Source organism: Streptomyces sp. NPDC055962 (assembly GCF_042270185.1).
GTDB lineage: Bacteria > Actinomycetota > Actinomycetes > Streptomycetales > Streptomycetaceae > Streptomyces.
In genome coordinates this window covers 296,537-319,932 of sequence record NZ_JBHJYN010000008.1, presented here as the reverse complement: position 1 = coordinate 319,932, position 23,396 = coordinate 296,537, and the positions used below count along the sequence as shown (strand labels likewise).

24 protein-coding genes are annotated in these 23,396 nt (G+C 71.9%); 10 read left to right on the top strand and 14 right to left on the bottom strand.

The features are described 5' to 3' along the window. The first annotated feature begins 151 nt into the window (after window positions 1-151). Window positions 152-1,495 (top strand): UDP-glucose dehydrogenase family protein, encoded by a 1,344-nt coding sequence (locus ACFC51_RS23900; RefSeq protein ID WP_376380666.1) that lies wholly within the window; start codon window positions 152-154, stop codon window positions 1,493-1,495. Window positions 1,496-1,565: 70 nt separating this feature from the next. Here the strand turns inward: ACFC51_RS23900 and ACFC51_RS23895 are convergent, their stop codons facing one another. From ACFC51_RS23895 to ACFC51_RS23885, 3 genes are read right to left on the bottom strand one after another with little or no spacing between them, the layout of a single operon-like run. Continuing rightward, window positions 1,566-2,768, bottom strand: coding sequence for a dipeptidase (locus ACFC51_RS23895; RefSeq protein WP_376380663.1), 1,203 nt, complete (start codon window positions 2,766-2,768; stop codon window positions 1,566-1,568). Window positions 2,769-2,774: 6 nt separating this feature from the next. Then, complete coding sequence (purE, locus tag ACFC51_RS23890) at window positions 2,775-3,311, bottom strand: 5-(carboxyamino)imidazole ribonucleotide mutase (RefSeq protein WP_376380660.1); 537 nt, start codon at window positions 3,309-3,311, stop codon at window positions 2,775-2,777. Beyond that, window positions 3,308-4,459, bottom strand: coding sequence for a 5-(carboxyamino)imidazole ribonucleotide synthase (locus ACFC51_RS23885; protein ID WP_376380657.1), 1,152 nt, complete (start codon window positions 4,457-4,459; stop codon window positions 3,308-3,310). The genes purE and ACFC51_RS23885 overlap by 4 nt, the downstream gene beginning before the upstream one ends. A gap of 174 nt (window positions 4,460-4,633) precedes the next feature. On the opposite strand from ACFC51_RS23885, the gene ACFC51_RS23880 reads away from it, so the two are divergent. Next, complete coding sequence (locus tag ACFC51_RS23880; protein ID WP_376380654.1) at window positions 4,634-5,152, top strand: GtrA family protein; 519 nt, start codon at window positions 4,634-4,636, stop codon at window positions 5,150-5,152. Between the two features lie 15 nt (window positions 5,153-5,167). Here ACFC51_RS23880 and ACFC51_RS23875 read toward each other — a convergent pair whose 3' ends face one another. Together ACFC51_RS23875 and ACFC51_RS23870 are read right to left on the bottom strand one after the other, a co-directional pair. Next, window positions 5,168-6,436, bottom strand: coding sequence for an ATP-binding protein (locus tag ACFC51_RS23875; protein ID WP_376380651.1), 1,269 nt, complete (start codon window positions 6,434-6,436; stop codon window positions 5,168-5,170). Between the two features lie 14 nt (window positions 6,437-6,450). Beyond that, window positions 6,451-7,128 (bottom strand): response regulator transcription factor, encoded by a 678-nt coding sequence (locus tag ACFC51_RS23870; protein WP_031098784.1) that lies wholly within the window; start codon window positions 7,126-7,128, stop codon window positions 6,451-6,453. A 487-nt stretch (window positions 7,129-7,615) separates the two neighbouring features. On the opposite strand from ACFC51_RS23870, the gene ACFC51_RS23865 reads away from it, so the two are divergent. Beyond that, window positions 7,616-9,106, top strand: a complete 1,491-nt coding sequence (locus ACFC51_RS23865; protein WP_376380648.1) for an oligopeptide:H+ symporter — start codon at window positions 7,616-7,618, stop codon at window positions 9,104-9,106. An 89-nt stretch (window positions 9,107-9,195) separates the two neighbouring features. Here the strand turns inward: ACFC51_RS23865 and ACFC51_RS23860 are convergent, their stop codons facing one another. Both ACFC51_RS23860 and ACFC51_RS23855 read right to left on the bottom strand, forming a co-directional pair. Beyond that, window positions 9,196-9,687 (bottom strand): ATP-binding protein, encoded by a 492-nt coding sequence (locus ACFC51_RS23860; RefSeq protein WP_376414699.1) that lies wholly within the window; start codon window positions 9,685-9,687, stop codon window positions 9,196-9,198. A gap of 202 nt (window positions 9,688-9,889) precedes the next feature. Further along, window positions 9,890-10,258, bottom strand: coding sequence for an STAS domain-containing protein (locus ACFC51_RS23855; protein WP_376379649.1), 369 nt, complete (start codon window positions 10,256-10,258; stop codon window positions 9,890-9,892). Between the two features lie 292 nt (window positions 10,259-10,550). On the opposite strand from ACFC51_RS23855, the gene ACFC51_RS23850 reads away from it, so the two are divergent. After that, entirely contained in the window at window positions 10,551-11,531 is a 981-nt protein-coding gene (locus ACFC51_RS23850; RefSeq protein WP_376530672.1) for an RNA polymerase sigma factor SigF, read from the top strand. A 116-nt stretch (window positions 11,532-11,647) separates the two neighbouring features. Here ACFC51_RS23850 and hutI read toward each other — a convergent pair whose 3' ends face one another. Genes hutI through hutU form a run of 4 tightly spaced genes read right to left on the bottom strand, consistent with a single transcriptional unit; the run spans window position 11,648 to window position 17,133 of the window. Then, the gene (gene hutI / locus ACFC51_RS23845) at window positions 11,648-12,820 is read right to left on the bottom strand and encodes an imidazolonepropionase (RefSeq protein WP_376379643.1); all 1,173 of its coding nucleotides are present in this window, start codon (window positions 12,818-12,820) and stop codon (window positions 11,648-11,650) included. A gap of 46 nt (window positions 12,821-12,866) precedes the next feature. Beyond that, window positions 12,867-14,237: a formimidoylglutamate deiminase gene (locus tag ACFC51_RS23840; protein WP_376379640.1), complete on the bottom strand. Its 1,371-nt coding sequence runs from the start codon at window positions 14,235-14,237 to the stop codon at window positions 12,867-12,869. Beyond that, a complete protein-coding gene (locus ACFC51_RS23835) occupies window positions 14,228-15,451 on the bottom strand; it encodes an allantoate amidohydrolase (protein ID WP_376379658.1) in 1,224 nt (407 codons plus the stop codon). The genes ACFC51_RS23840 and ACFC51_RS23835 overlap by 10 nt, the downstream gene beginning before the upstream one ends. A gap of 17 nt (window positions 15,452-15,468) precedes the next feature. Then, entirely contained in the window at window positions 15,469-17,133 is a 1,665-nt protein-coding gene (gene hutU / locus ACFC51_RS23830; protein WP_376530670.1) for a urocanate hydratase, read from the bottom strand. Window positions 17,134-17,480: 347 nt separating this feature from the next. On the opposite strand from hutU, the gene ACFC51_RS23825 reads away from it, so the two are divergent. The 4 genes from ACFC51_RS23825 to ACFC51_RS23810 all read left to right on the top strand — a co-directional run bounded on the left by ACFC51_RS23825 (window position 17,481) and on the right by ACFC51_RS23810 (window position 19,622). Continuing rightward, window positions 17,481-17,876 (top strand): hypothetical protein, encoded by a 396-nt coding sequence (locus tag ACFC51_RS23825; protein WP_376379634.1) that lies wholly within the window; start codon window positions 17,481-17,483, stop codon window positions 17,874-17,876. Next, a complete protein-coding gene (locus tag ACFC51_RS23820) occupies window positions 17,873-18,679 on the top strand; it encodes a winged helix-turn-helix domain-containing protein (RefSeq protein ID WP_376379632.1) in 807 nt (268 codons plus the stop codon). The genes ACFC51_RS23825 and ACFC51_RS23820 overlap by 4 nt, the downstream gene beginning before the upstream one ends. A gap of 38 nt (window positions 18,680-18,717) precedes the next feature. Beyond that, entirely contained in the window at window positions 18,718-19,185 is a 468-nt protein-coding gene (locus ACFC51_RS23815) for a roadblock/LC7 domain-containing protein (protein WP_376379630.1), read from the top strand. A gap of 62 nt (window positions 19,186-19,247) precedes the next feature. After that, entirely contained in the window at window positions 19,248-19,622 is a 375-nt protein-coding gene (locus ACFC51_RS23810; RefSeq protein ID WP_376379628.1) for a hypothetical protein, read from the top strand. 10 nt (window positions 19,623-19,632) lie between these two features. On the opposite strand, the gene ACFC51_RS23805 is transcribed toward ACFC51_RS23810, so the two are convergent. Both ACFC51_RS23805 and ACFC51_RS23800 read right to left on the bottom strand, forming a co-directional pair. Then, window positions 19,633-20,172, bottom strand: coding sequence for a hypothetical protein (locus tag ACFC51_RS23805; RefSeq protein WP_376379626.1), 540 nt, complete (start codon window positions 20,170-20,172; stop codon window positions 19,633-19,635). A gap of 150 nt (window positions 20,173-20,322) precedes the next feature. Further along, entirely contained in the window at window positions 20,323-21,171 is an 849-nt protein-coding gene (locus ACFC51_RS23800; RefSeq protein ID WP_376379624.1) for a MurR/RpiR family transcriptional regulator, read from the bottom strand. 139 nt (window positions 21,172-21,310) lie between these two features. On the opposite strand from ACFC51_RS23800, the gene ACFC51_RS23795 reads away from it, so the two are divergent. Next, window positions 21,311-21,892: a DsbA family protein gene (locus tag ACFC51_RS23795; protein WP_376379621.1), complete on the top strand. Its 582-nt coding sequence runs from the start codon at window positions 21,311-21,313 to the stop codon at window positions 21,890-21,892. A 148-nt stretch (window positions 21,893-22,040) separates the two neighbouring features. On the opposite strand, the gene ACFC51_RS23790 is transcribed toward ACFC51_RS23795, so the two are convergent. Then, complete coding sequence (locus ACFC51_RS23790) at window positions 22,041-22,844, bottom strand: maleylpyruvate isomerase family mycothiol-dependent enzyme (RefSeq protein WP_376379618.1); 804 nt, start codon at window positions 22,842-22,844, stop codon at window positions 22,041-22,043. Between the two features lie 129 nt (window positions 22,845-22,973). Between ACFC51_RS23790 and ACFC51_RS23785 the strand changes: the two genes are divergently transcribed. Then, window positions 22,974-23,393 carry a hypothetical protein gene (locus tag ACFC51_RS23785; protein ID WP_376379615.1) on the top strand — a complete coding sequence of 140 codons (420 nt, stop codon included), beginning with the start codon at window positions 22,974-22,976 and terminating at the stop codon, window positions 23,391-23,393. Window positions 23,394-23,396 lie beyond the last annotated feature (3 nt).

The window sequence follows — 23,396 nt, the reverse complement described above, 5'->3', positions numbered from 1 at the left end:
TTTAGTGGCCCGGCCGAGCGGAGGCATACGGGCGGGGCACGTGAGCTATCCGACAGACCGGCGACGGTCGGGAAGACGGCCGGAAAACAGCGTTCCGCACGCACGGTTATGCTCGGCTCCGCACGTCTGTCCGCATCGTTCAGGAGCACCCATGGCCCTCAGGATCACCGTGATCGGCACCGGCTACCTCGGCGCCACCCATGCCGCGGCCATGGCGGAGCTGGGCTTCGAAGTCCTCGGGCTCGACGTCGTGCCCGAGAAGATCGAGATGCTCTCGGCGGGCAGGGTGCCCATGTACGAGCCGGGGCTCGAGGAGATCCTGCGGAAGCACGTGGCGGGCATCGAGGGATCCACCGGGCGGCTGCGGTTCACCACCTCCTGGGAGGAGATCGGCGCGTTCGGCGATGTGCACTTCGTCTGCGTGAACACTCCCCAGAAGCACGGCGAGTACGCCTGCGACATGAGCTACGTGGACAGCGCCTTCGAATCGCTGGCCCCCCAGCTGACCCGGCCCGCCCTGGTCGTCGGCAAGTCCACCGTCCCGGTGGGCTCCGCGGCCCGGCTGGCGGCACGGCTGGCCGAGCTGGCGCCGGCGGGCACGGGCGCGGAGCTGGCCTGGAACCCGGAGTTCCTGCGCGAGGGCTTCGCGGTGAAGGACACGCTGCACCCGGACCGCGTCGTGATCGGGGTCGAGAGCGAGCGGGCCGAGAAGCTGCTGCGCGAGGTGTACGCGGGACCGATCGCCGAGGGCTCCCCCTTCGTGGTGACGGACTTCCCGACCGCCGAGCTCGTGAAGACCTCCGCCAACTCCTTCCTCGCCACCAAGATCTCCTTCATCAACGCGATGGCCGAGGTCTGCGAGGCCGCCGACGGCGACGTGGTGAAGCTCGCCGAGGCGATCGGCCACGACGAGCGCATCGGAAGCAAGTTCCTGCGGGCCGGGATCGGCTTCGGCGGGGGCTGCCTGCCCAAGGACATCCGGGCCTTCATGGCACGCGCCGGTGAGCTGGGCGCCGACCAGGCGCTGACCTTCCTGCGGGAGGTCGACTCCATCAACATGCGCCGGCGCGGCCACATGGTGGAGCTGGCCCGAGAGGCGGTGGGCGGGGGCTCGTTCCTCGGCACGCGCGTCGCGGTGCTGGGCGCCACCTTCAAGCCGGACTCCGACGACGTACGCGACTCGCCCGCGCTGAACGTGGCCGGGCAGATCCACCTGCAGGGCGGTCAGGTCACCGTCTTCGACCCGAAGGGCATGGACAACGCCCGCAGGCTCTTCCCGACCCTCGGCTACGCGGACACGGCACTGGACGCGGTGCGGGGCGCGGACGTCGTGCTCCACCTGACGGAGTGGCGTGAGTTCCGGGAGCTGGACGTGGCGGCGCTGGGCGAGGTGGCCGGGCGGCGGATCATCCTGGACGGCCGCAACGCGCTGGACCCCGCGGTGTGGCGCGAGGCCGGCTGGACGTACCGGGCGATGGGCCGCCCGAAGGCCTGACCCGGAGCCTGAAGCACGGAGGAGGCGGCGGCCCGGTGGGCCGCCGCCTCCTCGCATCGGTCGCACGCCGTCAGCGGGCGGGACCGTCCAGCTCGTCGATCGTCGCGTGCGACGGGCCGGTCCGGGCGCTCAGGTCACGGGAGACCGCCTCCGCGTCGCGCAGGACCCGGACCGCGTTCTGCCACGTCAGCTTGGCGATGTCGCGCTCCGACCAGCCGCGCGTGAGCAGCTCGGCGATCAGGTACGGATAGCCGGAGACGTCCTCCAGGTCCAGCGGGAGGAAGGCCGTGCCGTCGTAGTCGCCGCCGATGCCGATGTGGTCGACCCCGGCGATCTCGCGCATGTGGTCGAGGTGGTCGGCGATCGTGCCCGGAGTGGCCATCGGGCGGGGGTTCTGCGCCTCGAAGTCGGCGTGGATCCGCATGGCGGCCTGCGTGGTGTCCAGGTGGTGCAGACCGTGTTCCCGCATGTTTCGGTCGGCGGCCAGCGTCCACTCCACGGCCGCCGGCAGGACGAACTTCGGTACGAAGGTCGCCATCGCCACCCCGCCGTTGGCCGCGAGCATCCGCAGCACGTCGTCGGGGATGTTGCGCGGGTGGTCGCAGACCGCCCGCGCGGAGGAGTGCGAGAAGATCACCGGTGCCACCGAGGTGGCGAGCGCGTCCCGCATCGTGGTGGCCGCCACGTGGGAGAGGTCGACCAGCATCCCGACGCGGTTCATCTCGCGTACGACCTCACGCCCGAACTCCGACAGGCCGCCGACGCGCGGGGAGTCGGTCGCCGAGTCCGCCCAGTCGGTGTTGTCGTTGTGCGTGAGCGTCATGTAGCGGACGCCGAGGGTGTGCAGGGCGCGCAGGGTGCCCAGCGAGTTGTTGATGGAGTGGCCGCCCTCGGCCCCCATCAGGGAGGCGATACGGCCCTCGGCGCGGGCCTTCTCCATGTCGTCGGCGGTCAGGGCGCGCCGCAGGTCGTCCGGGTAGCGCGCGAGCATCTCGGCGACCACGTCGATCTGCTCCAGCGTGGCGCTGACCGCGTCGTCCCCGGCCCGGCTCGGCGGGACGTAGACGGACCAGAACTGCGCGCCGACGCCGCCGGCCCGCAGCCGGGGGATGTCGGTGTGCAGGATGCCGGTCTGGTCGCGGGAGATGTCCCGGGCGTCGAGGTCGTAGCCGGCCTGCTCGCGCAGGGCCCAGGGGAGGTCGTTGTGGCCGTCGACGACGGGGTTGCCGTCGAGCAGGGCACGGGCCCGGGCCAGGTTGTCGGAGGTGCTCATACGGGCCTACTTCCCGAAGCCGAAGGAGTCCGCGCCCTGGGTCTTGGCCCGCAGCCGCTTGCCCTTCTCCGTCGCCTGGTCCTTGAGCTCCTGCTGGAAGTCCTTCATCCGTGCCAGCAACTCGCCGTCATGGGCGGCGAGGATGCGGGCCGCGAGCAGACCCGCGTTGCGGGCGCCGCCGACGGAGACGGTGGCGACGGGGACGCCGGCCGGCATCTGGACGATGGAGAGCAGGCTGTCCATGCCGTCGAGGTACTTCAGCGGGACCGGGACGCCGATCACCGGCAGCGGGGTGACGGAGGCCAGCATGCCGGGCAGGTGGGCCGCGCCGCCCGCCCCCGCGATGATCGCCTTGAGGCCGCGGTCCGCGGCCTTCTCGCCGTACGCGATCATCTCGTGCGGCATCCGGTGGGCGGAGACGACGTCGACCTCGTAGGGGATCTCGAACTCGTCGAGGGCCTTGGCGGCCGCCTCCATCACGGGCCAGTCGGAGTCCGATCCCATGACGATGCCGACGACGGGTGCGGAGCCTGGTGCGGTCATTCGGTGATCGTTCCTCGCAGGTAGTCGGCCGCGTGCCGGGCGCGCTCCCGCACGTCCGCCAGATCGTCGCCGTAGGTGTTGACGTGCCCCACCTTGCGGCCGGGCTTCACGTCCTTGCCGTACATGTGGATCTTGAGCCCCGGGTCGCGGGCCATGCAGTGCAGGTACGCCTGGTACATGTCCGGGTAGTCGCCGCCGAGGACGTTGCACATGACCGTCCAGGTGGCACGGGGCCTGGGGTCGCCCAGCGGGAGGTCGAGGACGGCCCGCACGTGGTTGGCGAACTGCGAGGTGACCGCACCGTCCTGGGTCCAGTGCCCCGAGTTGTGCGGACGCATCGCGAGCTCGTTCACCAGGATGCCGGGCTTCCCGTCGGGTCCGCGGGTCTCGAAGAGCTCCACCGCGAGGTGTCCCACCACGCCGAGCTCGGCGGCGATCCGCAGCGCGAGCTGCTGGGCCTCGCCGGCCAGCCGCTCGTCCAGGTCGGGCGCCGGGGCGATGACCGTGTCGCAGACGCCGTCCACCTGGACGGACTCCACGACGGGGTAGGCGACGGCCTGGCCGTGCGGCGAGCGGACGATGTTGGCCGCCAGCTCCCGCGTGAAGTCGACCTTCTCCTCGGCGAGGACGGGGACACCGGCCCGGAAGGGCTCGGCGGCGTCCGCCTCGGAGCGGACCACCCACACGCCCTTGCCGTCGTAGCCGCCGCGGACCGTCTTGAGGATGACGGGGAAGCCGCCCACCTCGTCCGCGAAAGCCGCGGCGTCCGCCGGGTCCGCCACGATCCGGTTGCGGGGGCACGGCGCTCCGATCTCCGCGAGTCTGGCGCGCATCACCCCCTTGTCCTGAGCGTGCACCAGGGCGTCGGGGCCGGGGCGCACGGGGATGCCGTCCGCCTCCAGGGCCCGCAGGTGCTCGGTCGGCACATGCTCGTGATCGAAGGTGATCACGTCGCAGCCGCGCGCGAAGGCCCGCAGTGTCTCCAGGTCGCGGTAGTCGCCTACGACGACTTCGCCGACCACCTGGGCGGCCGAATCCTGGGGGGTGTCACTCAGGAGCTTGAATTTCAGGCCGAGGGGGATGCCCGCCTCGTGGGTCATTCGGGCGAGCTGGCCGCCGCCGACCATGCCGACTACAGGGAACGTCACCTCTCCAGGGTATCGGGCGCGCGGGAGCGCCCCTGACCCTCTCCGTCCGGGCCCCCGCCCCCGTGGACCGGAGGGCCCCGTCGCACGGGCCCGGCGGCTCACCGGCACCGCGCAGGAGGGCTGGTTAGCATGGCCGGGTCGACGAAACCGAACGGACGGGGCTGAACGATCACCATGAGCGAACGGGGCGCACTGCGGGCCCGGCTTGAGCTGCTGGCCCGGGAGGTCGCCAAGTTCGGCGCGGTCGGCGCACTCGGGCTGGTCGTCAACATCGCCGTCTCCAACCTGATCTGGCGCACGACGGACATTCCGGTGGTGCGGGCCGGGCTGATGGGGACGGTCGTCGCCATCCTCTTCAACTACGTCGGCTTCCGCTACTGGACCTACCGGGACCGCGACAAGACCGGCCGGACCCGCGAGCTCATGCTCTTCCTGCTGTTCAGCGCCGTGGGCGCGGTGATCGAGACGGGCGTGCTCTACGCGGCGACGTACGGCTTCGGGTGGAACAGCCCGGTCCAGAGCAACGTCTTCAAGATCCTCGGCATCGGGATCGCCACGCTGTTCCGCTTCTGGTCCTACCGCACCTGGGTGTTCAGGGCGCTGCCCGCCGAGGAGGCCGTGCTCGACACGGAGCGATTTCTGGAACAGCGACGGCCCTCCGACGAGGTAGCGCCCGGCCCGGTGCCCCACTGAGACCGTCCGTGCCGCTCAGCGCACCGGGCGGACCGATTCCTTGCGGCTCGGCGCGACCCTGCTGAGGAAGAGCGCGAAGACCGGCGGCTGCTGCTGGAGCAGTTCGAGCCGGCCGCCGTCGGCCTCGGCGAGGTCCCGGGCCACGGCGAGACCGATTCCGGTGGAGTTGCGGCCGCTGATGGTGCGCTCGAAGATCCGCGCCCCGAGGTCGGCGGGGACACCGGGCCCCTCGTCCGTGACCTCGACGACGACCTGGTTCCCGGTGACGCGGGTCCGCAGGGCGACGGTGCCGCCCCCGTGCATCAGTGAGTTCTCGATCAGCGCGGCGAGGACCTGGGCGACGGCGCCGGGGGTGCCGACGGCCTCCAGTCCGTGCTTGCCCGAGCAGACGACGGCACGGCCGGCACTGCGGTAGGCCGGGCGCCACTCCTCGATCTGCTGCTTGACGATCTCGTCGAGGTCGAAGACGACGGCGGAGCCGGTCCGCGGGTCACGCGCGTTGGTCAGCAGCCGCTGCACCACGTCGGTGAGCCGCTCGACCTGGGTGAGCGCGATGTTCGCCTCCTCCTTCACCGTGTCCGGGTCGTCGGTGACGGAGATCTCCTCGATCCTCATGGAGAGGGCCGTCAGCGGGGTACGGAGCTGGTGGGAGGCGTCCGCGGCGAGGCGCCGCTCGGCCGTCAGCATCCGGGCGATGCGTTCGGCGGAGGAGTCCAGGACGTCGGCGACCCGGTCGAGCTCCGTCACCCCGTACCGCTTGTGCCGCGGGCGCGGGTCGCCCGACCCGAGGCGCTCGGCGGTCTCCGCGAGGTCGGTGAGGGGGGAGGTCAGCCGGTCGGCCTGGCGTACGGCGAGGAGCACGGCGGAGATGATCGCGAGCAGTGCCACCGCCCCGATGATCAGCAGGGTCCGCCCCACCTCGCGGGTCACGGCGGAGCGGGACTCCTCGACGGTGACCTTCTCGCCCTGCTCCCCCGTCTCCGTGGAGCGGATGACACCGCCGTCCGTGGAGCGCTCGCCGACCTCGATCGGCGCCCTCCCGGGGATCTCGACGCGGGCGTAGCGGCTGGGGTCCACCTGCTCGGCGAGGACGCCGGGGGTGATCCGTTCGGCTCCGAGCAGTCTGCTCTCGACCACGCTGATCAGGCGGAACGCCTCGGAGTCGACGCTCTCCTGGGCACTGTTGCTGATCGTCCGGGTCTCGACGATGACGAGGGACACGCCGAAGACGGCGATCACGACGAGCACCACGGCGAGCGTGGAGTTGATCAGTCGGCGGCGCATGACTGTTCTGTACGTCAGCTCTTCTCGAACCGGAAGCCGACGCCCCGGACGGTGGCGATGTAGCGCGGATTGGCCGCGTCGTCGCCGAGCTTCTTGCGGAGCCAGGAGATGTGCATGTCGAGGGTCTTGGTGGAGGACCACCAGGTGGTGTCCCAGACCTCGCGCATCAGCTGGTCGCGGGTGACGACCCGGCCGGCGTCCCGCACGAGCACCCGGAGGAGGTCGAACTCCTTGGCGGTGAGCTGGAGTTCCTCGTCACCCATCCAGGCCCGGTGCGACTCGACGTCGATCCTGACGCCGTGCGTGGCGGGCTGCGGGGCGGGCTCGGTGGCACCGCGGCGCAGCAGGGCGCGGACGCGGGCGAGGAGCTCGGCGAGGCGGAAGGGCTTGGTGACGTAGTCGTCGGCGCCGGCGTCGAGGCCGACGACGGTGTCCACCTCGTCCGCCCGGGCGGTCAGCACCAGGATCGGCACGGCGTGACCGTCCGCCCGCAGCCGCCTGGCGACCTCGAGCCCGTCCATCCCGGGGAGCCCGAGGTCGAGCACGACCAGGTCGACGCCTCCCTGGAGTCCGGCGTCGAGCGCGGTCGGACCGTCCTCGCGGACCTCGACCTCGTAACCCTCACGACGCAGGGCGCGGGCCAGTGGCTCCGAGATGGATGCGTCGTCCTCGGCGAGCAGTACACGGGTCATGCAGTGATGGTAGTCCGCAGGAGGCCGCTGAGGTGAGGCGCTCCGCAGGCCCTGCGGGTCAGGGCCACGAATCGGTCATCCACCTTTGAATATGGGACCGTGGTTCCATCGAAACCTGTGATCCATGTCTCAAGTCCTTCCATATCGCCGTGTGTCGTGTCGTATGGTGGCTCGACGCCTGTTGCACCACCGATGACCTTTGGGCAGCGTTTCGCGCCAAAGGTCGTTTTTGTGTACGGGCCGGTTCTCACCGGCCCCGACCAGTGAATGACCTGTGGGCCGGGCCCGGAGCGCGAGGAAGCGTGCCGGGCGTGGATCCCGGAGCGGTCGGTCCCACGGTCCCGCCCCCGCACTCCTCCTGGAGAGGGTGGCCGGACCGAATCCCCTCGAGGCGTCGGGGGTGGGCACATCCGTCCCGGTGCCGGCTACCCCCCACCGGGCGCGTACCGCTCACGAGGCGACGCGTCCCGACCAGCAAGGATCGACCATGGCGTCCAGCCTGACGAAGGACTCCGCCGGCACCGCCGGCTCGGAGAAGACCTTCTTCGGCCACCCCCGCGGCCTGGCCACTCTCTTCATGACGGAGATGTGGGAGCGCTTCAGCTATTACGGCATGCGCGCCCTCCTCCCGCTGTACCTGATCGCCCCCAACGGGCTTCACATGAACCCCGCCACGGCCACCGCGATCTACTCGGTCTACCTGTCGCTGGTGTACCTGCTCGCCATGCCCGGCGGCTGGTTCGGCGACCGTGTCTGGGGACCGCGCAAGACCGTCGCCATCGCGGGCGGCGTCATCATGCTCGGCCACCTGACCCTGGCCCTGCCCTCCGAGGGCACCTTCTTCGCAGGGCTCGGCCTGGTCGCCATCGGTTCCGGCCTGCTGAAGTCCAACATCTCCACGATGGTCGGCCACCTCTACGACGGCCCGGACGACCCGCGCCGTGACGGTGGCTTCACGATCTTCTACATCGGCATCAACCTGGGCTCCTTCGCCGCCCCGCTCGTGATCGGCACGGTCGGCGAGAACGTCAACTGGCACCTGGGCTTCGCCCTGGCCGCGGTCGGCATGGGCCTCGGCGTCGGCCAGTTCCTGCTGGGCACCCGCCACCTGGACGCGCGCAGCCACATCGTGCCGAAGCCGCTCTCCGCCGACGAGCGCGCCTCTACCCTGCGCAAGTCGATGATCTGGCTGGGCGTCGCCGCCGTCTTCTACATCGGCACGGTCGTCACCGGCGTCTACACGCTGAACTGGCTGCTGGTCCCGATCACGATCGCCGGTCTGGTCATCCCCGTGATGGTCCTGGCCCGCATCAAGCGGGACAAGGAGCTGAGCCAGGCCGAGCAGGGCAAGGTGTCCGGCTACATCTGGTTCTTCGTGGCCGCCGCCATCTTCTGGATGATCTATGACCAGGGTGGCTCCACCATGGCCATCTTCGCCGACTCCTCGGCGGAGAACTCCGTCCTCGGATGGGCCTTCCCGGTCTCCTGGTACCAGTCGGTCAACCCGGTCCTGATCATGGCCCTGGCCCCGGTCTTCGCGGCCTTCTGGCTGGCGCTGAACCGGCGGGGCAAGGAGCCCAGCACGATCGTGAAGTTCAGCTCCGGCCTGGTGCTGATCGGCGCGTCGTTCTTCCTCTTCCTGGCTCCCCTGGCCATCGCCGGCGACGGCCACAAGGCCGCGGCGATGTGGCTGGTCGCGATCTACTTCGTGCAGACCGTCGCGGAGCTGACCCTCTCCCCGGTGGGCCTCTCCGTCACCACCAAGATGGCTCCGGCGAAGTACGCCAGCCAGATGATGGGTGTCTGGTTCCTGGCCGTGACCGCCGGTGACTGCGTCACGGGTCTGCTGTCCATCGCGGGCGTCGACCTCAACGGCAACGGCGTGGTCGCGCTCCAGGCCGCGCTCGCGGTGGCCGCCGGTGTCGCGATCTTCATGTACCGCGGCAAGGTCAAGGCGCAGATGGGCGACGTCCGCTGACACGGACCCGCCGTACGACGCAGGCCCCGCACCGATATCGGTGCGGGGCCTGCGTCGTCAGGGCGCCGTCGCGGAAGCGGCGGGGCGGATCACGCCGGAGCGGCGAGCTCCGCCCATACGGTCTTGCCCGGCTGGTCCGGTGTACGCGTCACGCCCCAGTCGAGGCAGAGCCGCTGCACGATGAACATGCCGTGTCCGCCGGGACGCCCCGCGCGGTGCGGGGTGCGGGGCGCGGGCTGCCCCGCGCCGCCGTCGGCGACCTCGACGCGCAGGCTCTTGGCCGAGCAGCCGATCCGGAGCTCGTCAGGGCCCTCTGCGTGCAGGCACGCGTTCGTGACGAGCTCGGAGACGACCAGCAGGACGTCCTCGGCGGCCGCCCGCCGGTCGGCGCTCGACGCGGGCAGCCAGCCCCAGTCGTGGAGCGCCTGCCGGGCGAAGTCGCGTGCCATCGGCACGATGCCGGTGGCGTCTCTCAGCGAGAGCGCGCGCCACTGCCGGTCAGCGGGCACGGCAGGGGGCGTGCCCGTGCCGTCCGGCTCGCGGCCGAGGCCGCCCGGCGGATGCTGCCGGGTGGTGCTCATCAGCGCTTCACCTCACCGATTCACCGTGTGTTGCCATCGAACAGATACTGATCAGGTACAGAGTGTGCGGGCTTCATGACCCCGACGGGATGTCTCCTGCCCGGCCGAATGGTGACGACACCCACTTCGCCTACGCCATGAGCGTGACTCGCGCGATAGTCGGGACTCCCGGGGCCGGGGATACGCATGGAGGGCGCCGCTGTCAGCTGCTCAGAGCGTCTTCGAGCGAGGCGTGGACGGTGAAGACCGCCTCCGCCCCCGTGATCTCGAAGACGCGAGCCACCACGGGCTGCATTCCGGCCAGGTGAACCCCTCCCCCGGCCGCTTCGGCCTTCAGGCGCGCGCCGAGCAGCACGTTGAGCCCGGTGGAGTCACAGAAGTCGAGGCGTGAGCAGTCGACCACCAGACGTGTCCGCCCTTCCTCGACCGCGCTCTCCAGAGGCTCCCGCAGCAGGTCGGCGGTGTGGTGATCCAGCTCACCCACCGGCGTCACGACTTCACTGCGGCCCTCGGTCCGGACGTCGACCTCAAGCCGACCCCGGTTCGCGCTGCCGACCGTCCCGCGGTCCATGCCCGTCCCTCTTCGCCGTCCGTCACTACCCGTGCCCCTGTGGACGCGGCTTCATCGTGGCTGCCCCCGACGTGCGTGAAACATTACGCGTTTCCCTCGCCACACGGTAGTCGAAGAACTCCACAAACCGGACATACAGGCGTATTTGGCGCTTGTAACTCACAGCTGGAAGCGGGTAAGGGTAGGAGGGACATCTGCACGAGCAATCTCGATCGGCTTCGGAGGCGCCGCTTCACCGCAGGAAGACGTATGGGCATCGGCAGCCATATGCCGAGAACGATGGAGGAGAACCATGTCACCCCGGCTCGACGTACCGCGTACCCACATCGCGGCGTCGGCATGTCCTCAGGGACCGACCGATTCCGACTCCGCTGCCGCGAACGCCGTACCCGGCCCGCGCGTCAGCACCGGCACCACCGACCCGAACGCCGACGACCACCTTCCGGTCGAGGGGTTCGAAGGACTCGAGGGACTCCCCGAGATCCCGCCGTACGCCGAAGTGGGCGCGCTGGACGCCAGGGCACTCTCGAAGACGCTCTTCGCGCGGCTCGAAGCCCTCGAGGAGGGCACCCACGAGTACGCGTACGTCCGCAACACACTCGTCGAACTCAATCTGGCCCTGGTCAAGTTCGCCGCCTCGCGGTTCCGCTCCCGCAGCGAACCCATGGAGGACATCGTCCAGGTCGGCACGATCGGCCTGATCAAGGCGATCGACCGGTTCGAGCTCAGCCGCGGCGTCGAGTTCCCGACGTTCGCGATGCCGACCATCGTCGGCGAGATCAAGCGCTTCTTCCGTGACACCAGCTGGTCCGTGCGCGTCCCGCGCCGACTGCAGGAGCTGCGGCTGGACCTGGCCAAGGCGGGCGACGAGCTGGCCCAGAAGCTGGACCGCGCGCCCACCGTCGTCGAGCTGGCGGAACGCCTCGGCCTCAGCAGGGACGAGGTCGTCGAGGGCATGGCCGCGAGCAACGCGTACACCGCGAGCTCGCTCGACGCCAAGCCCGACGACGGCGGCGACGGCAACGAGGCCGCACTCGCGGACCGCCTGGGCTACGAGGACCACGGCATCGAGGGCATCGAGTACGTCGAGTCCCTCAAGCCGCTCATCGCCTCGCTGCCGCTGCGCGACCGCACCATCCTCTCCATGCGGTTCGTCTCCAACATGACGCAGTCCGAGATCGGCGAGGAGCTCGGCATCTCGCAGATGCACGTCTCGCGGCTGCTCTCCCGGACCCTGGTCAAGCTCAGGAAGGGCCTGACCGTCGAGGAGTGAGCCGCCCGCCCGACCGGCATGACATGAACGGCCTTGCGGAAGGACCCGCCCCCAGGGGCGGGTCCTTCCGTATGAGGCGCCCCGCCCGTCGGGCGGGACGGTCCGTGCGCGGGGCGTCACACGACCCTCTCGCCGCCCTTCCACACCGCTCCGGCCAGCGGGACTCCCGGCCGGTAGGCGAGGTGGACATGGCTCGGCGCGTCGAGGATCACGAGGTCGGCGCGGGCGCCGGGGGTGATGCGGCCGATGTCGGTCCGGCGCAGTGCGGCGGCTCCGCCGGCGGTGGCGGACCAGACCGCCTCGTCAGGGGTCATGCCCATGTCCCGTACGGCGAGGGCGATGCAGAAGGGCATGGACGAGGTGAAGGAGGAGCCCGGGTTGCAGTCCGTGGACAGCGCGACGGTGGCGCCCGCGCCGAGGATGCGGCGGGCGTCGGGCCAGGCCGCCCGGGTGGAGAACTCGGCGCCGGGGAGCAGCGTGGCGACGGTGTCGCCCTGGCCGAGCGCGTCGAGGTCGGCGTCGTCGAGGTGGGTGCAGTGGTCGGCGGAGGCGGCGCCCAGCTCGACGGCGAGGCGGACCCCGGGGCCGTGGCCGAGTTGGTTGGCGTGGACGCGGGGGTGCAGGCCCGCGGCCGTGCCCGCGGTGAGGACGGCGCGCGCCTGGTCCTCGTCGAAGGCGCCGCGCTCGCAGAAGACGTCGATCCAGCGGGCGTACGGGGCACAGGCCTCCAGCATCGGCCCGGTGACGAGGTCCACGTAGCCGGCGGGGTCGTCGGCGAAGTCGGGCGACACGATGTGGGCGCCGAGGAAGGTGACCTCGTCGGTGTGACGCGCGGCGATGCGCAGGGACCGTGCCTCGTCCTCGACGGTCAGGCCGTAGCCGGACTTGGTCTCGAAGGTGGTGGTGCCCTGCCGGAGGGCCTCGGCCACGTAGCGCCCGACGTTGGCGGACAGTTCGTCGTCGGAGGCGGCGCGGGTGGCGGCCACGGTCGTGCGGATGCCGCCGGCGGAGTAGGCCCGGCCGGACATGCGGGCGTTGAACTCGGCGGTGCGGTCCCCGCCGAACACGAGGTGCGAGTGGGAGTCCACGAAGCCGGGGATCACCGCCCGGCCGCCGGCGTCGACGGCGGTGTCGGCGGCGGGTGCCGCGCCGGACTCGCCGGCCCAGACGACGCGGTCGCCGTCGATGACGACTGCCGCGTCGCGGATCAGGCCCAGCGGGGTGCCGTCGCCGAGGGAGGGGTCGTTGGTGACCAGGTTCGCGATGTGGGTGAGGGCGGTCGTCGTCATCCGCGCACAGCTTTCGTCGGGTCGGTCGGGCCGGGGGTGCGGGTGCTCACCCGTGCAGGGCGGCGACGGCCGAGGCGAGCGCTCCGGGCACGTCCTCGATCCGGGTGTGCCGGCCGTCCTTGACGATGTGCCGCCCCGCCACCACGGTGTGCCGCACATCGGCGGCGGTGGCGGCGAACACGGCGGTCTCGGCGGCCAGTCGGGGCACCGGTCCCGCCGTTCTGACGGAGTCCAGGGCCACGGTGGTGAGATCGGCGGGCGCGCCCGGTTCGAGCGTGCCCGCGTCCGGTCGGCCGAGCGCGGCGTGCCCGTCGGCCGAGGCGGCCCTCAGCAGCGCGGCCGCCGTCCAGTGCCCCCGCACATGCGTGCGCAGGCGTTCGTCGAGCTCCATCGCCCGCGCCTCCTCGAAGAGGTCGATCACGGCGTGGCTGTCGCTGCCCAGCGAGAGGGGGGAACCCGCGCGCTGGAGGGCCGTGGCGGGGCCGATGCCGTCCGCGAGGTCGCGTTCGGTGGTGGGGCACATGCAGGTGCCCGTCCGGGAGGTGCCCAGCAGCTCGATGTCCTCGGCGGTGAGGTGGGTGTTGTGGATGCCGGTGGTGTGCGGCCCGAGGACCCCGTGGTCGGCGAGGAGCCGCGCGGGGGTGCGGCCGTGGGCGGCGAGGCAGGCGTCGTTCTCGGCGGTCTGCTCGGAGAGGTGGACGTGCAGCGGGGCGGACCGCTCCCGGGCCCACTCGGCGACGGTGGACAGCTGGCCCGCCGGCACGGCCCGTACGGAGTGGATCGCGGCCCCGATCACCACCAGGTCGTCGTCGCCCTTGAGGAGGGAGGCGCGCTCGGCCCAGGCGTCGGCGGTGGTGTCGGAGAAGCGCAGCTGGTGCCGGCTGGGCTTCTCGCCGAATCCGGCGGCGAGGTAGGCGGTGTCGAGCAGGGTGATGCGGATGCCCGCCTCGGCCGCCGCGGCGATGAGCGCCTCGCCCATGGCGTTCGGGTCGTCGTACGGGGTGCCGCCGGGCGCGTGGTGCAGGTAGTGGAACTCCCCCACGGCCGTGATCCCGGCCAGCGCCATCTCCGCGTACGTGGCGCGGGCCAGGTCGTAGTAGGTGTCGGGGGTGAGCCGGGCGGCCGTCCGGTACATCGTCTCGCGCCAGGTCCAGAAGGTGCCGGAGCCCACCTGGACGGTGGAGCGCAGGGCTCGGTGGAAGGCGTGCGAGTGGGTGTTGGCCAGCCCCGGGAGGGTCAGGCCGTCCAGCACGGTGGCCCCGGGCGGTGGTGTGCCGATGCCCGTCCGGACACCGGCGATGCGCCCTCCGGCCACGTCCAGCACGACGCCCGGCTCGACGTGGGTGCCGAGCCAGGCGTGCGCCGTCCAGTACGTCGCGGTGACCGGTGTGCCCGTCGGTTGCGTTGTCAGCTGCACGCGAGACCTTCCAGTACGTCGGCGAGTGCTTCCACCCCGGCCACGCAGTCGTCCTCCGAGGCGTGTTCGGCGGGCGAGTGCGAGATCCCGGTGGGGTTCCGTACGAACAGCATGGCGGTCGGCACGGAAGCGGACAAAATACCCGCGTCGTGTCCCGCTCCCGTGCCGAGCACGGGCACGGGGCGCCCTCCGCCCCCGGCGCCGCCCGCCTCCCGCTTCTCCAGCACCCGGCGCATCTCGTCGCGCAGCGCGTGCTGGAACTCCACGACCGGCGTGAACGACTCGCGTACGACGGCGAGATCGATCCCCGCGCGCTCGGCGTGCTCCCGCGCGGCCCGCTCGACACCGGCGACGACGGCGTCGAGGGTGGCCTGGTCGGCGGCCCGCGAGTCGAGCCAGCCCCGGACGAGGGAGGGGATCGCGTTGACCCCGTTCGGCTCCACCGCGACCTTGCCGAAGGTCGCGAGGCCGCCGGCGAGCTCCGCCTCGCGGCGTGCCGCGAGCACGGTCTCCGCGTACGTGAGCATCGGGTCGCGCCGGTCGGCGAGCCGTGTGGTGCCCGCGTGGTTGGCCTCCCCGCGGAAGTCGAACCGCCAGCGGCCGTGCGGCCAGATGGCCGAGGCGACCCCGACCGGGTCTCCGGTCAGGTCGAGGGCGCGCCCCTGCTCCACGTGGAGTTCGACGAACGCGCCGATCCGGGCGAGGCGTTCGGGGTCGGCCCCGAGGGTGTCGGGGTCCTGGCCCGCGGCCTCCATGGCCTGCGGCAGCGAGACGCCGTCCCCGTCGCGCAGCCGGTGCGCGTCCTCGACGCTCAGCTGCCCTGCCGCGAGCCGGGAGCCGACGCAGGCGAGGCCGAAGCGCGCACCCTCCTCGTCACCGAAGTTGGTGATGGCGAAGGGCTTGGCGAACACCGCTCCCCTGCGGCGGAGTTCGTCCAGGGCGGCGAAGGCGGACACCACGCCGAGCGGGCCGTCGAAGGCGCCGCCGTCGGGTACGGAGTCGAGGTGGGACCCGGTGACCACGGCGTCGCCGGCGAGCGGATCACCGAGCCAGGCCCACTGGTTGCCATTGCGGTCGGTCTCGGTGACGAGGCCGCGCGCCTCGGCCTGCGCCCGGAACCACAGGCGGCACTCGGCGTCCGCCCCGGTCCAGGCGTAGCGGCGGTAGCCGCCGGAGGCGTCGCTGCGGCCGATGGGCAGCAGCGAACGCCACATGGCGTGGAAGGTGTCGCTCACGCGGTGCCTTCCTCCCGCATCGGGATGCGCACGCCGCGCTCGTCCGCCACCGTCTCCGCGATGTCGTAGCCGGCGTCCACGTGCCGGATCACGCCCATGCCGGGGTCGTTGGTGAGAACGCGGCGGATCTTCTCGCCGGCCAGCTTCGTGCCGTCGGCGACCGAGACCTGGCCGGCGTGGAGGGAGCGGCCCATGCCGACGCCTCCGCCGTGGTGGATGGAGACCCAGGAGGCGCCCGAGGCGACGTTCACCATGGCGTTCAGCAGCGGCCAGTCGGCGATCGCGTCGGAGCCGTCGAGCATGGCCTCCGTCTCGCGGTACGGGGAGGCCACCGAACCGCAGTCCAGGTGGTCGCGGCCGATCGCGAGCGGGGCGGCGAGGGTGCCGTCGCCGACCATGTCGTTGAACATGTCGCCCGCCTTGTCGCGCTCGCCCTGGCCGAGCCAGCAGATCCGGGCCGGCAGCCCCTGGAAGTGGACGCGCTCCCCGGCCATCCTGATCCAGCGGTGCAGCGACTCGTTCTCCGGGAAGAGGTCGAGCAGCGCCTTGTCCGTCTTGTGGATGTCCGACGCCTCGCCCGACAGGGCCGCCCACCGGAAGGGGCCCTTGCCCTCGCAGAAGAGCGGCCGGATGTACGCGGGCACGAAGCCGGGGAAGTCGAACGCCCGGGCGTATCCGGCGAGCTGGGCCTCCCCCCTGATCGAGTTGCCGTAGTCGAAGACCTCGGCCCCCGCGTCCATGAAGCCGACCATGGCCTCGACGTGGGCGGCCATCGACTCCCGGGCGCGCTGGGTGAAGTCGGCGGGCTTCTCGGCGGCGTAGGAGGCCATGTCGTCGAAGTCGACGCCGACGGGCAGGTAGGCGAGCGGGTCGTGCGCGCTGGTCTGGTCGGTGACGATGTCCACCGGCGCTCCCTCGGCAAGCATCCGGGGCAGCAGCTCCGCCGCGTTGCCGAGCAGGCCGATGGAGAGCGGACGCCGCGCGTCGCGGGCCTCGACGGCCAGCTGGAGCGCGTGCTCCAGGGAGTCGGCCCGTACGTCCAGGAAGCGGTGCTCGATGCGGCGCTCGATGGCGCGCGGGTCGACGTCGATGCAGATCGCGACGCCGTCGTTCATCGTGACGGCCAGCGGCTGGGCCCCGCCCATGCCGCCGAGTCCGGCCGTCAGCGTGATCGTCCCGGCGAGCGTCCCGCCGAACCGCTTGGCGGCGACGGCGGCGAAGGTCTCGTACGTGCCCTGGAGGATGCCCTGCGTCCCGATGTAGATCCAGGAACCGGCGGTCATCTGCCCGTACATGGTGAGTCCGAGGGACTCCAGCCGGCGGAACTCCTCCCAGTTGGCCCAGTCGCCCACCAGGTTGGAGTTGGCGATGAGGACACGCGGCGCCCACTCGTGGGTCTGCATGACACCGACCGGCCGCCCGGACTGGACGAGCATCGTCTCGTCCTGCTTGAGCGTCCGCAGCGTCCGGACCATGGCGTCGAAGGACCGCCAGTCGCGGGCCGCCTTGCCGGTGCCGCCGTAGACGACGAGCTTGTCCGGGTGTTCGGCGACCTCGGGGTCGAGGTTGTTCTGCAGCATGCGCAGAGCGGCTTCCTGCTGCCATCCCAGGGCGCTCAGTTCCGTACCGCGCGGTGCCCGTACGGGGCGGGGTCCTGACATGGCGATGCCTCCTCGCGAATGTGATTCTTCTATTCACATCCTGACTTCCTGAATACTCCTAGTCAACAGGTGGGGTTCCCCGTCCTTCACGGCAAGTCCCCGGACGGGCTTCACGTGACGTGACCGGAGATCCTGAAGGGTCGCGAACAGGACAGCAGCGATCAGTCTCGGCCAAGGAAGCGACAGCCCGACGGACACGTTCCGACAGCCGCCCACCCGCCCACCTGGTGCCCTTTACACGGCCCGGCGCATGTACCTGTGGAAAATGCCAGAACTCCCACCAGCCGTGCACACGTTGCGTAGCCTCTCCATTACATCCGTACACCACGTCGGGAGGGGAGTTCGCGTTGCCCGGAATCGACGAGTGCCTGATCGAGGTCATGAGGCTGCCCGGTGCCCGTGGTGCCGCCGTGGTCGACTGGACCAGTGGTCTGGCGCTCGGCACCATCGGCGAGTCGCCCAACGGCGACCACGAGGCCACGGCCGCCGAGACGGCGGAGGTGGCGAGAATGGCCGCCGAACAACCGGTCTTCGCAGGGACGGACGTGCCCTCCGGGCAGTCGGCCCCGGCCGTCGAGGACGTCATCGTCACCACGGCACCCGGCTACCACATACTCCGTTTCGTCGAGACCGCCTTCGACAGCAGCGTCTTCCTCCACCTCTGGCTGGACCGCGCGGAAGGCAATCTCGCCCTCGCCCGCATGCGGCTCGGCGAGATAGCACAGCGGCTGGTCCTGGCATGAGCCCCACCGTCACCGACCGTCCCGACGTCCCCGAACGCGCCTCGCCCTCCCCGATGCTGCAGCGGCTCGCGGCGGAGCGCGCAACCGGCGCACTGATGCGCGACCGGGGAACCCTGTATCTCGCCGACGGCGAGGTCGTCCACGCCGAGAGCCCCGCGACGCCCGGGATCGACGTCCTGCTCACCACGGGCGGGGCCCTGCGCTCCGAGGGCTGGTGGGACGCGGTCGCCCAGGCCGGCGCCGGACAGCGGGTCGGGCGCTACCTCGTGGACAGCGGCCGGGTGCCCGGCGGAGCGCTGGAGCTCTGCCACCTGGGGGCGCTGTACGACGCCGCCTTCTTCGCCCTGGCCCCCACGAACACCCCGGCCCGCTTCCGTTACGGGGTCTCCCACTGGATCGGTCCCGTCCGGCCCGTGCCCGTGCACGCCGTGCAGCGCGAGACGCTCCGGCGCCGGGAACTCCTGGACAGGATCTGGCCGGACGCGCTGACCGACAGCGCCCCGCTCACCCCCTCGCCCCACCCGGTCGACGCCCCGGTGCCCCCGCGCCAGCGCCGCGTCCTGGCCCTGGTGAACGGCGAACGCACGGCCACGGACATCGCCCAGGAGCTGGGCCGCTCCGCCTTCCACGTCCTGGTCGACCTGCGCCGCCTCGCCGCCGCCGGACTGGTGGAGGCGGTCCGCCCTGCCGCACCCGGGTCCGCAGCGCCGTCCGGACCCAGCCGCATCTCACTGCCCGAGGTCACGACCGACCCCGACGTCGCCCTGTTGCGCCGGCTCAGAGACGCATTGGAGGCCCTGTGATTCGCGCGCTCAGACAGCGTGCCGGGAGGAGACAGCTGATGGTGCCCGAGGCCGAAGTGAAGGATGTCCTCGACGAGCTCCAGCGGTTACGCGCCCGGGTCCCGCTCCTGACCGGCGCACTGGCCGCCAGCACCGACGGCCTGATCGTCGCCCAGGACACCCCCGGCATCGAGGCCGAGGGCGTCGCCGCGCTGACCGCCGCCGCGCTCGGCGTCTCGATCCGGATGACCGACGCCACCGGGCGCGGCGGCTTCCGCGAGCTCCTGATCCGCGGCGAGAACGGCTACATCGCCACCTACGCGGCGGGGGCCTCCGCCGTACTGACCCTGCTGGCCGAGGACCGCATCAACGTCGGCCGGCTCCACCTGGAAGGCCGCCGCGCCGGTGCGCGCATCGGTGAGGTCGTCGACGCCGCACAGGACCGCGTGGACCGCCCGCTGCCGCCCCCGCGCCCGCCGCAGTCCAGGGCGCTCCCCCGGCGCGGTACCGCGCCGGACTCCCCGTGACACCCGCATCAGTCGGAAACCGGACCGGCCAACGGGCCGGCCAGGGAAAGGAAACGAGCACTATGGCCAACACCGAAACGGCACTGAAGGACGCGATGGCGTCGATCGAGGGGGCCACCGGTGTCGCTCTCGTCGACTACACCAGCGGCATGGCCCTGGGCACCCTGGGCGGTGGCAAGGACTTCAACCTCGACGTCGCCGCCGCCGGCAACACGGACGTCGTCCGGGCGAAGCTCAGGACCATGGAACACCTGGGCATCAAGGACGAGATCGAGGACATCCTGATCACCCTCGGCACCCAGTACCACCTGATCCGGCTGCTCAAGGCCCGTGGGGGGAACGGCCTGTTCCTCTACCTGGTCCTGGACGGGGCCCGGGCCAACCTGGCGATGGCCCGTCACCAGCTGAAGAAGATCGAAGCCGAACTGGAGGTCTGACCCGGCGTCCTCACCGGCGGCGACGCCGCGCCCCACCGGGCGCGGCGTCCCCCGCCACCGGACCGGTCGTGCGATAGGCCCCCACCTGCTTGCCCGCGGGCCGTCCGCGCGTCACCCAGTCGGTACGCACCCAGTACAGGACGTCGTCCCGCCGTTCCCGCCGCCCGAACCGGGCGGCCTTCAGCCAGAGCCCTGCGCCCGCTCCGGCCAGCGCCATCCCGCCGGCTCCCGGCAGCAGGTACGCGCTCGCGACCGCCACCAGGAACGCTCCGGCCAGCCACCAGCGGTGGGCGCGCCGCCAGGTCCGTACGGTCACGTCCCGGTCCTGGAGGAAGTCGCTCCGCCCCGCGCGTGAGGCAGCCCTCGCGAGCTCCGCGTAGCGGCCCGTGCGGGTGAACGCCACGGCGGCCATGACCACCAGGAAGAGTGCCGCTCCTGCCAGCAGCCCGATCCGGCGGCCGGTGAGCCCCGGGACGAACGCCCCGACGGCCGCAGCCAGCAGCCCGGGCCACCACAACGGCGCGGCCCCGGCCCGAACGATCACGGCCACCCTCGCCAACGACTGCGCTCCGCGCCCCACGTCCGTCTCCCTCTCCCACGGTTCCCTGTGGACCCTCTGGGCGCGGAGATTAACGGGCACACATGAGCGACGTCTGAGAATCGGCGGAAGTCGGCCGGACGGACGGCCCCGCAGCGTCGGCTACTCGACGAAGAGCCCCCGGGAGGCGGCCCTCGCGTCGAACTCCTCCAGCCGCGCCTGGGCCTCGGGCAGCCCGTCGCACATGGCCTCCAGCAGTACCCGTCCCAACAGCATGGGCGCGCAGGCGGTGTCGAACGCCAGCCCCGTGCCCACGGCGCCCGGAATCAGCAGGTCGCTGTGGGCGGCCACCGGCGCGAACGCCGAATCGGCCACGGTGACGACGGTCAGCCCCTGCTCCCGGGCGTACGCCAGCGCGTCCACGACCTCCCTCGGGTGCCGCGGCAGCGCGAAGCACATCAGCGCGCTCGCACCCGCCCGCCGGGCGGCGTCGACGCGGTCGTGGAGCATGCTTCCGCCCTCGTCGAGCACCCGGACGTCCGGGTGCACCTTGGAGGCGAAGTAACCGAACCCCCGCGCCTGGGAGGAGGCGGCCCGCAGCCCGAGCACGAGCAGCGGCCTCGATCCGGCGAGCAGCCGCCCCGCCCGTTCGACCGGAGCAGGATCGGCGAGCAGGGCGGAGAGCTGCCGCAGATTCTCGATCTCGGCGAGCACCGCCTGCTGGTACTCGTTGAAGCGCTCCTCCACGCCCCCCTCGCCGGCCGGACCGTCGGGCGTGACGTCCCTCAGGTGCTTGCGCAGCGCGGGGTACCCGTCGAACCCGAGCGCCACGGCGAAGCGGGTGACGGACGGCTGGCTGACCCCGGCCAGTTCGGCCAGCTCCACGCTCGACAGGAAGGGGGCGTCGGCGGCCCGCCGCACCATGGAGTGCGCGATCCGCCGCTGGGTGGGGGTGAGCCGCTGCCCCTCGAAGAGCCGCTGCAACCGCGCAGCCGGGCTGCTCCCGCTCATGCTGTCCCCTCCAGGGTTCCGTCGCACCGCTCAGGCGCCGAGGAATCCATTCAGCCAGCAAGCGCTCTGCATGTCCATATACAGCCCGGGTCCGGGCGCTCGCATTGCGGGACGGCCCTGCCCTGCCGACCCTGGGATCATGATTCCAGCCAATACGAGAGGGCCCGGCGGCCACGTCGTGCGCTACGGCGACGCCGACGCCGCACACGTGCTGAGCGTCTACGCCGATCTCCGCTGCCCCTACTGCAAGCGCATGGAGCTGGACCTCGGGGCGGTGATGGAGCGGGCCGCGGACGAGGGCAGATTCGCGATCGACCACCATTTCGCCACGTTCATCGACGACTCGGCGGGTGGCAGCGGGTCCCTCGAAGCGCTGGCCGCACTGGGAGCCGCGGCGGACGAGGGCCAGAAGCCGTTCATGCAGTACCTGCGGGCGCTGTACGCCGATCAGCCCAGCGAGGAGGTGGACGCCTTCTCCGACCGGGCGACCCTGTTGCGGCTGGCCGACGAGGTGCAGGCGCTGCACAGCGACGCCTTCCGGCAGAAGGTCATGGAGCGCACCTATCTGCCCTGGGCGGCACAGGTCTCGGCGGCCTTCGAGACGAGCGGTGTCCGGTCGACCCCCACGGTCCTGATCGACCGCACCCCCGTCCCCGTCATCAACTCCCAGGGGTACGCCGTCACGCCCGAGGCCTTCCTCGCCGAGGTCACGCCCCCGTGACGCCCGCCCCGCGACACCCGCACGCCCCGTGACGCCGGCGACGTGACGCCCGCCCGGTGGCGCCCGCCCCGGGCCGACGACGTGACACCGTCCCCGTACCCCTGAGCCGTGCACGCCCGCGGCCCGGAGCATGCGTGGGCACCGGGCCTCAGAACACGACGCGGGCCGCCCTCAGAGCCGCCCGCGCCCCGGGGGCGCCCTCGACCTCCAGCCGGCCCCGCAGCGGGCGCCCCGACACGTGCCGGGCGAAGTCGAGCGCTTCCGCGGCAAGCGTGGCCGCCGGGACGCCGATGCCCAGCAGGTGACTGCCTCCGGCGGGGCCGCGGAGGTCGATCTGCACGGCGGGGCCCGTCCAGGCCAGAGCCAGGTCCAGCACGACCTGGTCCACGATCTCCCGGTCGTGCCCGTCGAGGACCGGCTCGGCCCCGACGGCGTCGGCGAGGTCCACCCGGTGCATCCAGGTGTCGCGGGCGATCAGCACGTTGCCCAGGTAGTCCATCGAGTCGTCGGGCAGGGCCTTCGCCTCCGGGTAGAGCAGACTCGGGCGGATCCGTCGGCGCACGGGCACCGGGACGCGGCGCAGGGCGATGAGCGCCTGGGGGGCGAAGTGGGCGAGGGCGCCGATCAGCTCGCGCCCCGGCACGGCCCGCCGGTCCTCGATCTGGACCTCGTTGTGCCCGTCCAGCCGGCCGAGGTGGGGATGGGTCCGGGCCGCCTGCCGGATCCGGCGCACCGCCACCCAGGGGCGCGGCAGCTCCTCGTACTGGCCGACGGTGTGGGAGAGCATGTCCCGGACCGTCCAGCCCTCACAGACCGTGGGGCGCCGCCAGTCCTCGTCGGAGAGCTCACGGAACGTGGAGAGCGTCGCCCGCAGCTCGGCCTCGTTGACCAGGCGGGCCCGCGTCCCTGAGGTACGGGGGATGGCACGTGCGGACGATGTGTTGGTGGCCATGGGCGCGCCTCCCGTCTCGCTGGGTCACACGCTACGCCGACGCGGCACCCCCCGCCCTGTGCGGACGGCGCCGAAACAGGGGGGCTAACCCCACTGACCGGGGCGGCCCGGCTCCGTACCGTGAGGCGCATGGAAGCCCGTGACCCTGAGCTCAGGCGAGAGCTCGATGCCACCCTGCAGGCCCGCGGCGAGCTGGGGCCGGAGTACGAGTCCGTGCTGATCGACTCGTTCCTGGAGAAAGTGGAGCAGCGGTTCGGCGGCGCGCACGACCAGCAGGCACGGCGGCAGCTCGCCGAGCAGCGGATGGCCGCGGCCCGGAGCGTCACGCATCCCGCCAGGCCGCTCGGGACCTTCGGCGAGCGGTTCGGCCTCGGGGTCGTCTCGCTGGTCCTGGCCGTGCCGCTCTCCGCGATCGGCGTCGCCAACGCGGGGATCAAGGGGCTGATCGTGGCCTGGCTGGGGATCTTCGGCGTGAACGCCGTCCATGCCGCCCGCGCGTGGCCGTGGACCAGGGAGAAGCGGCGGACCGCTTCCGAGTGGGACGTCTGAGGC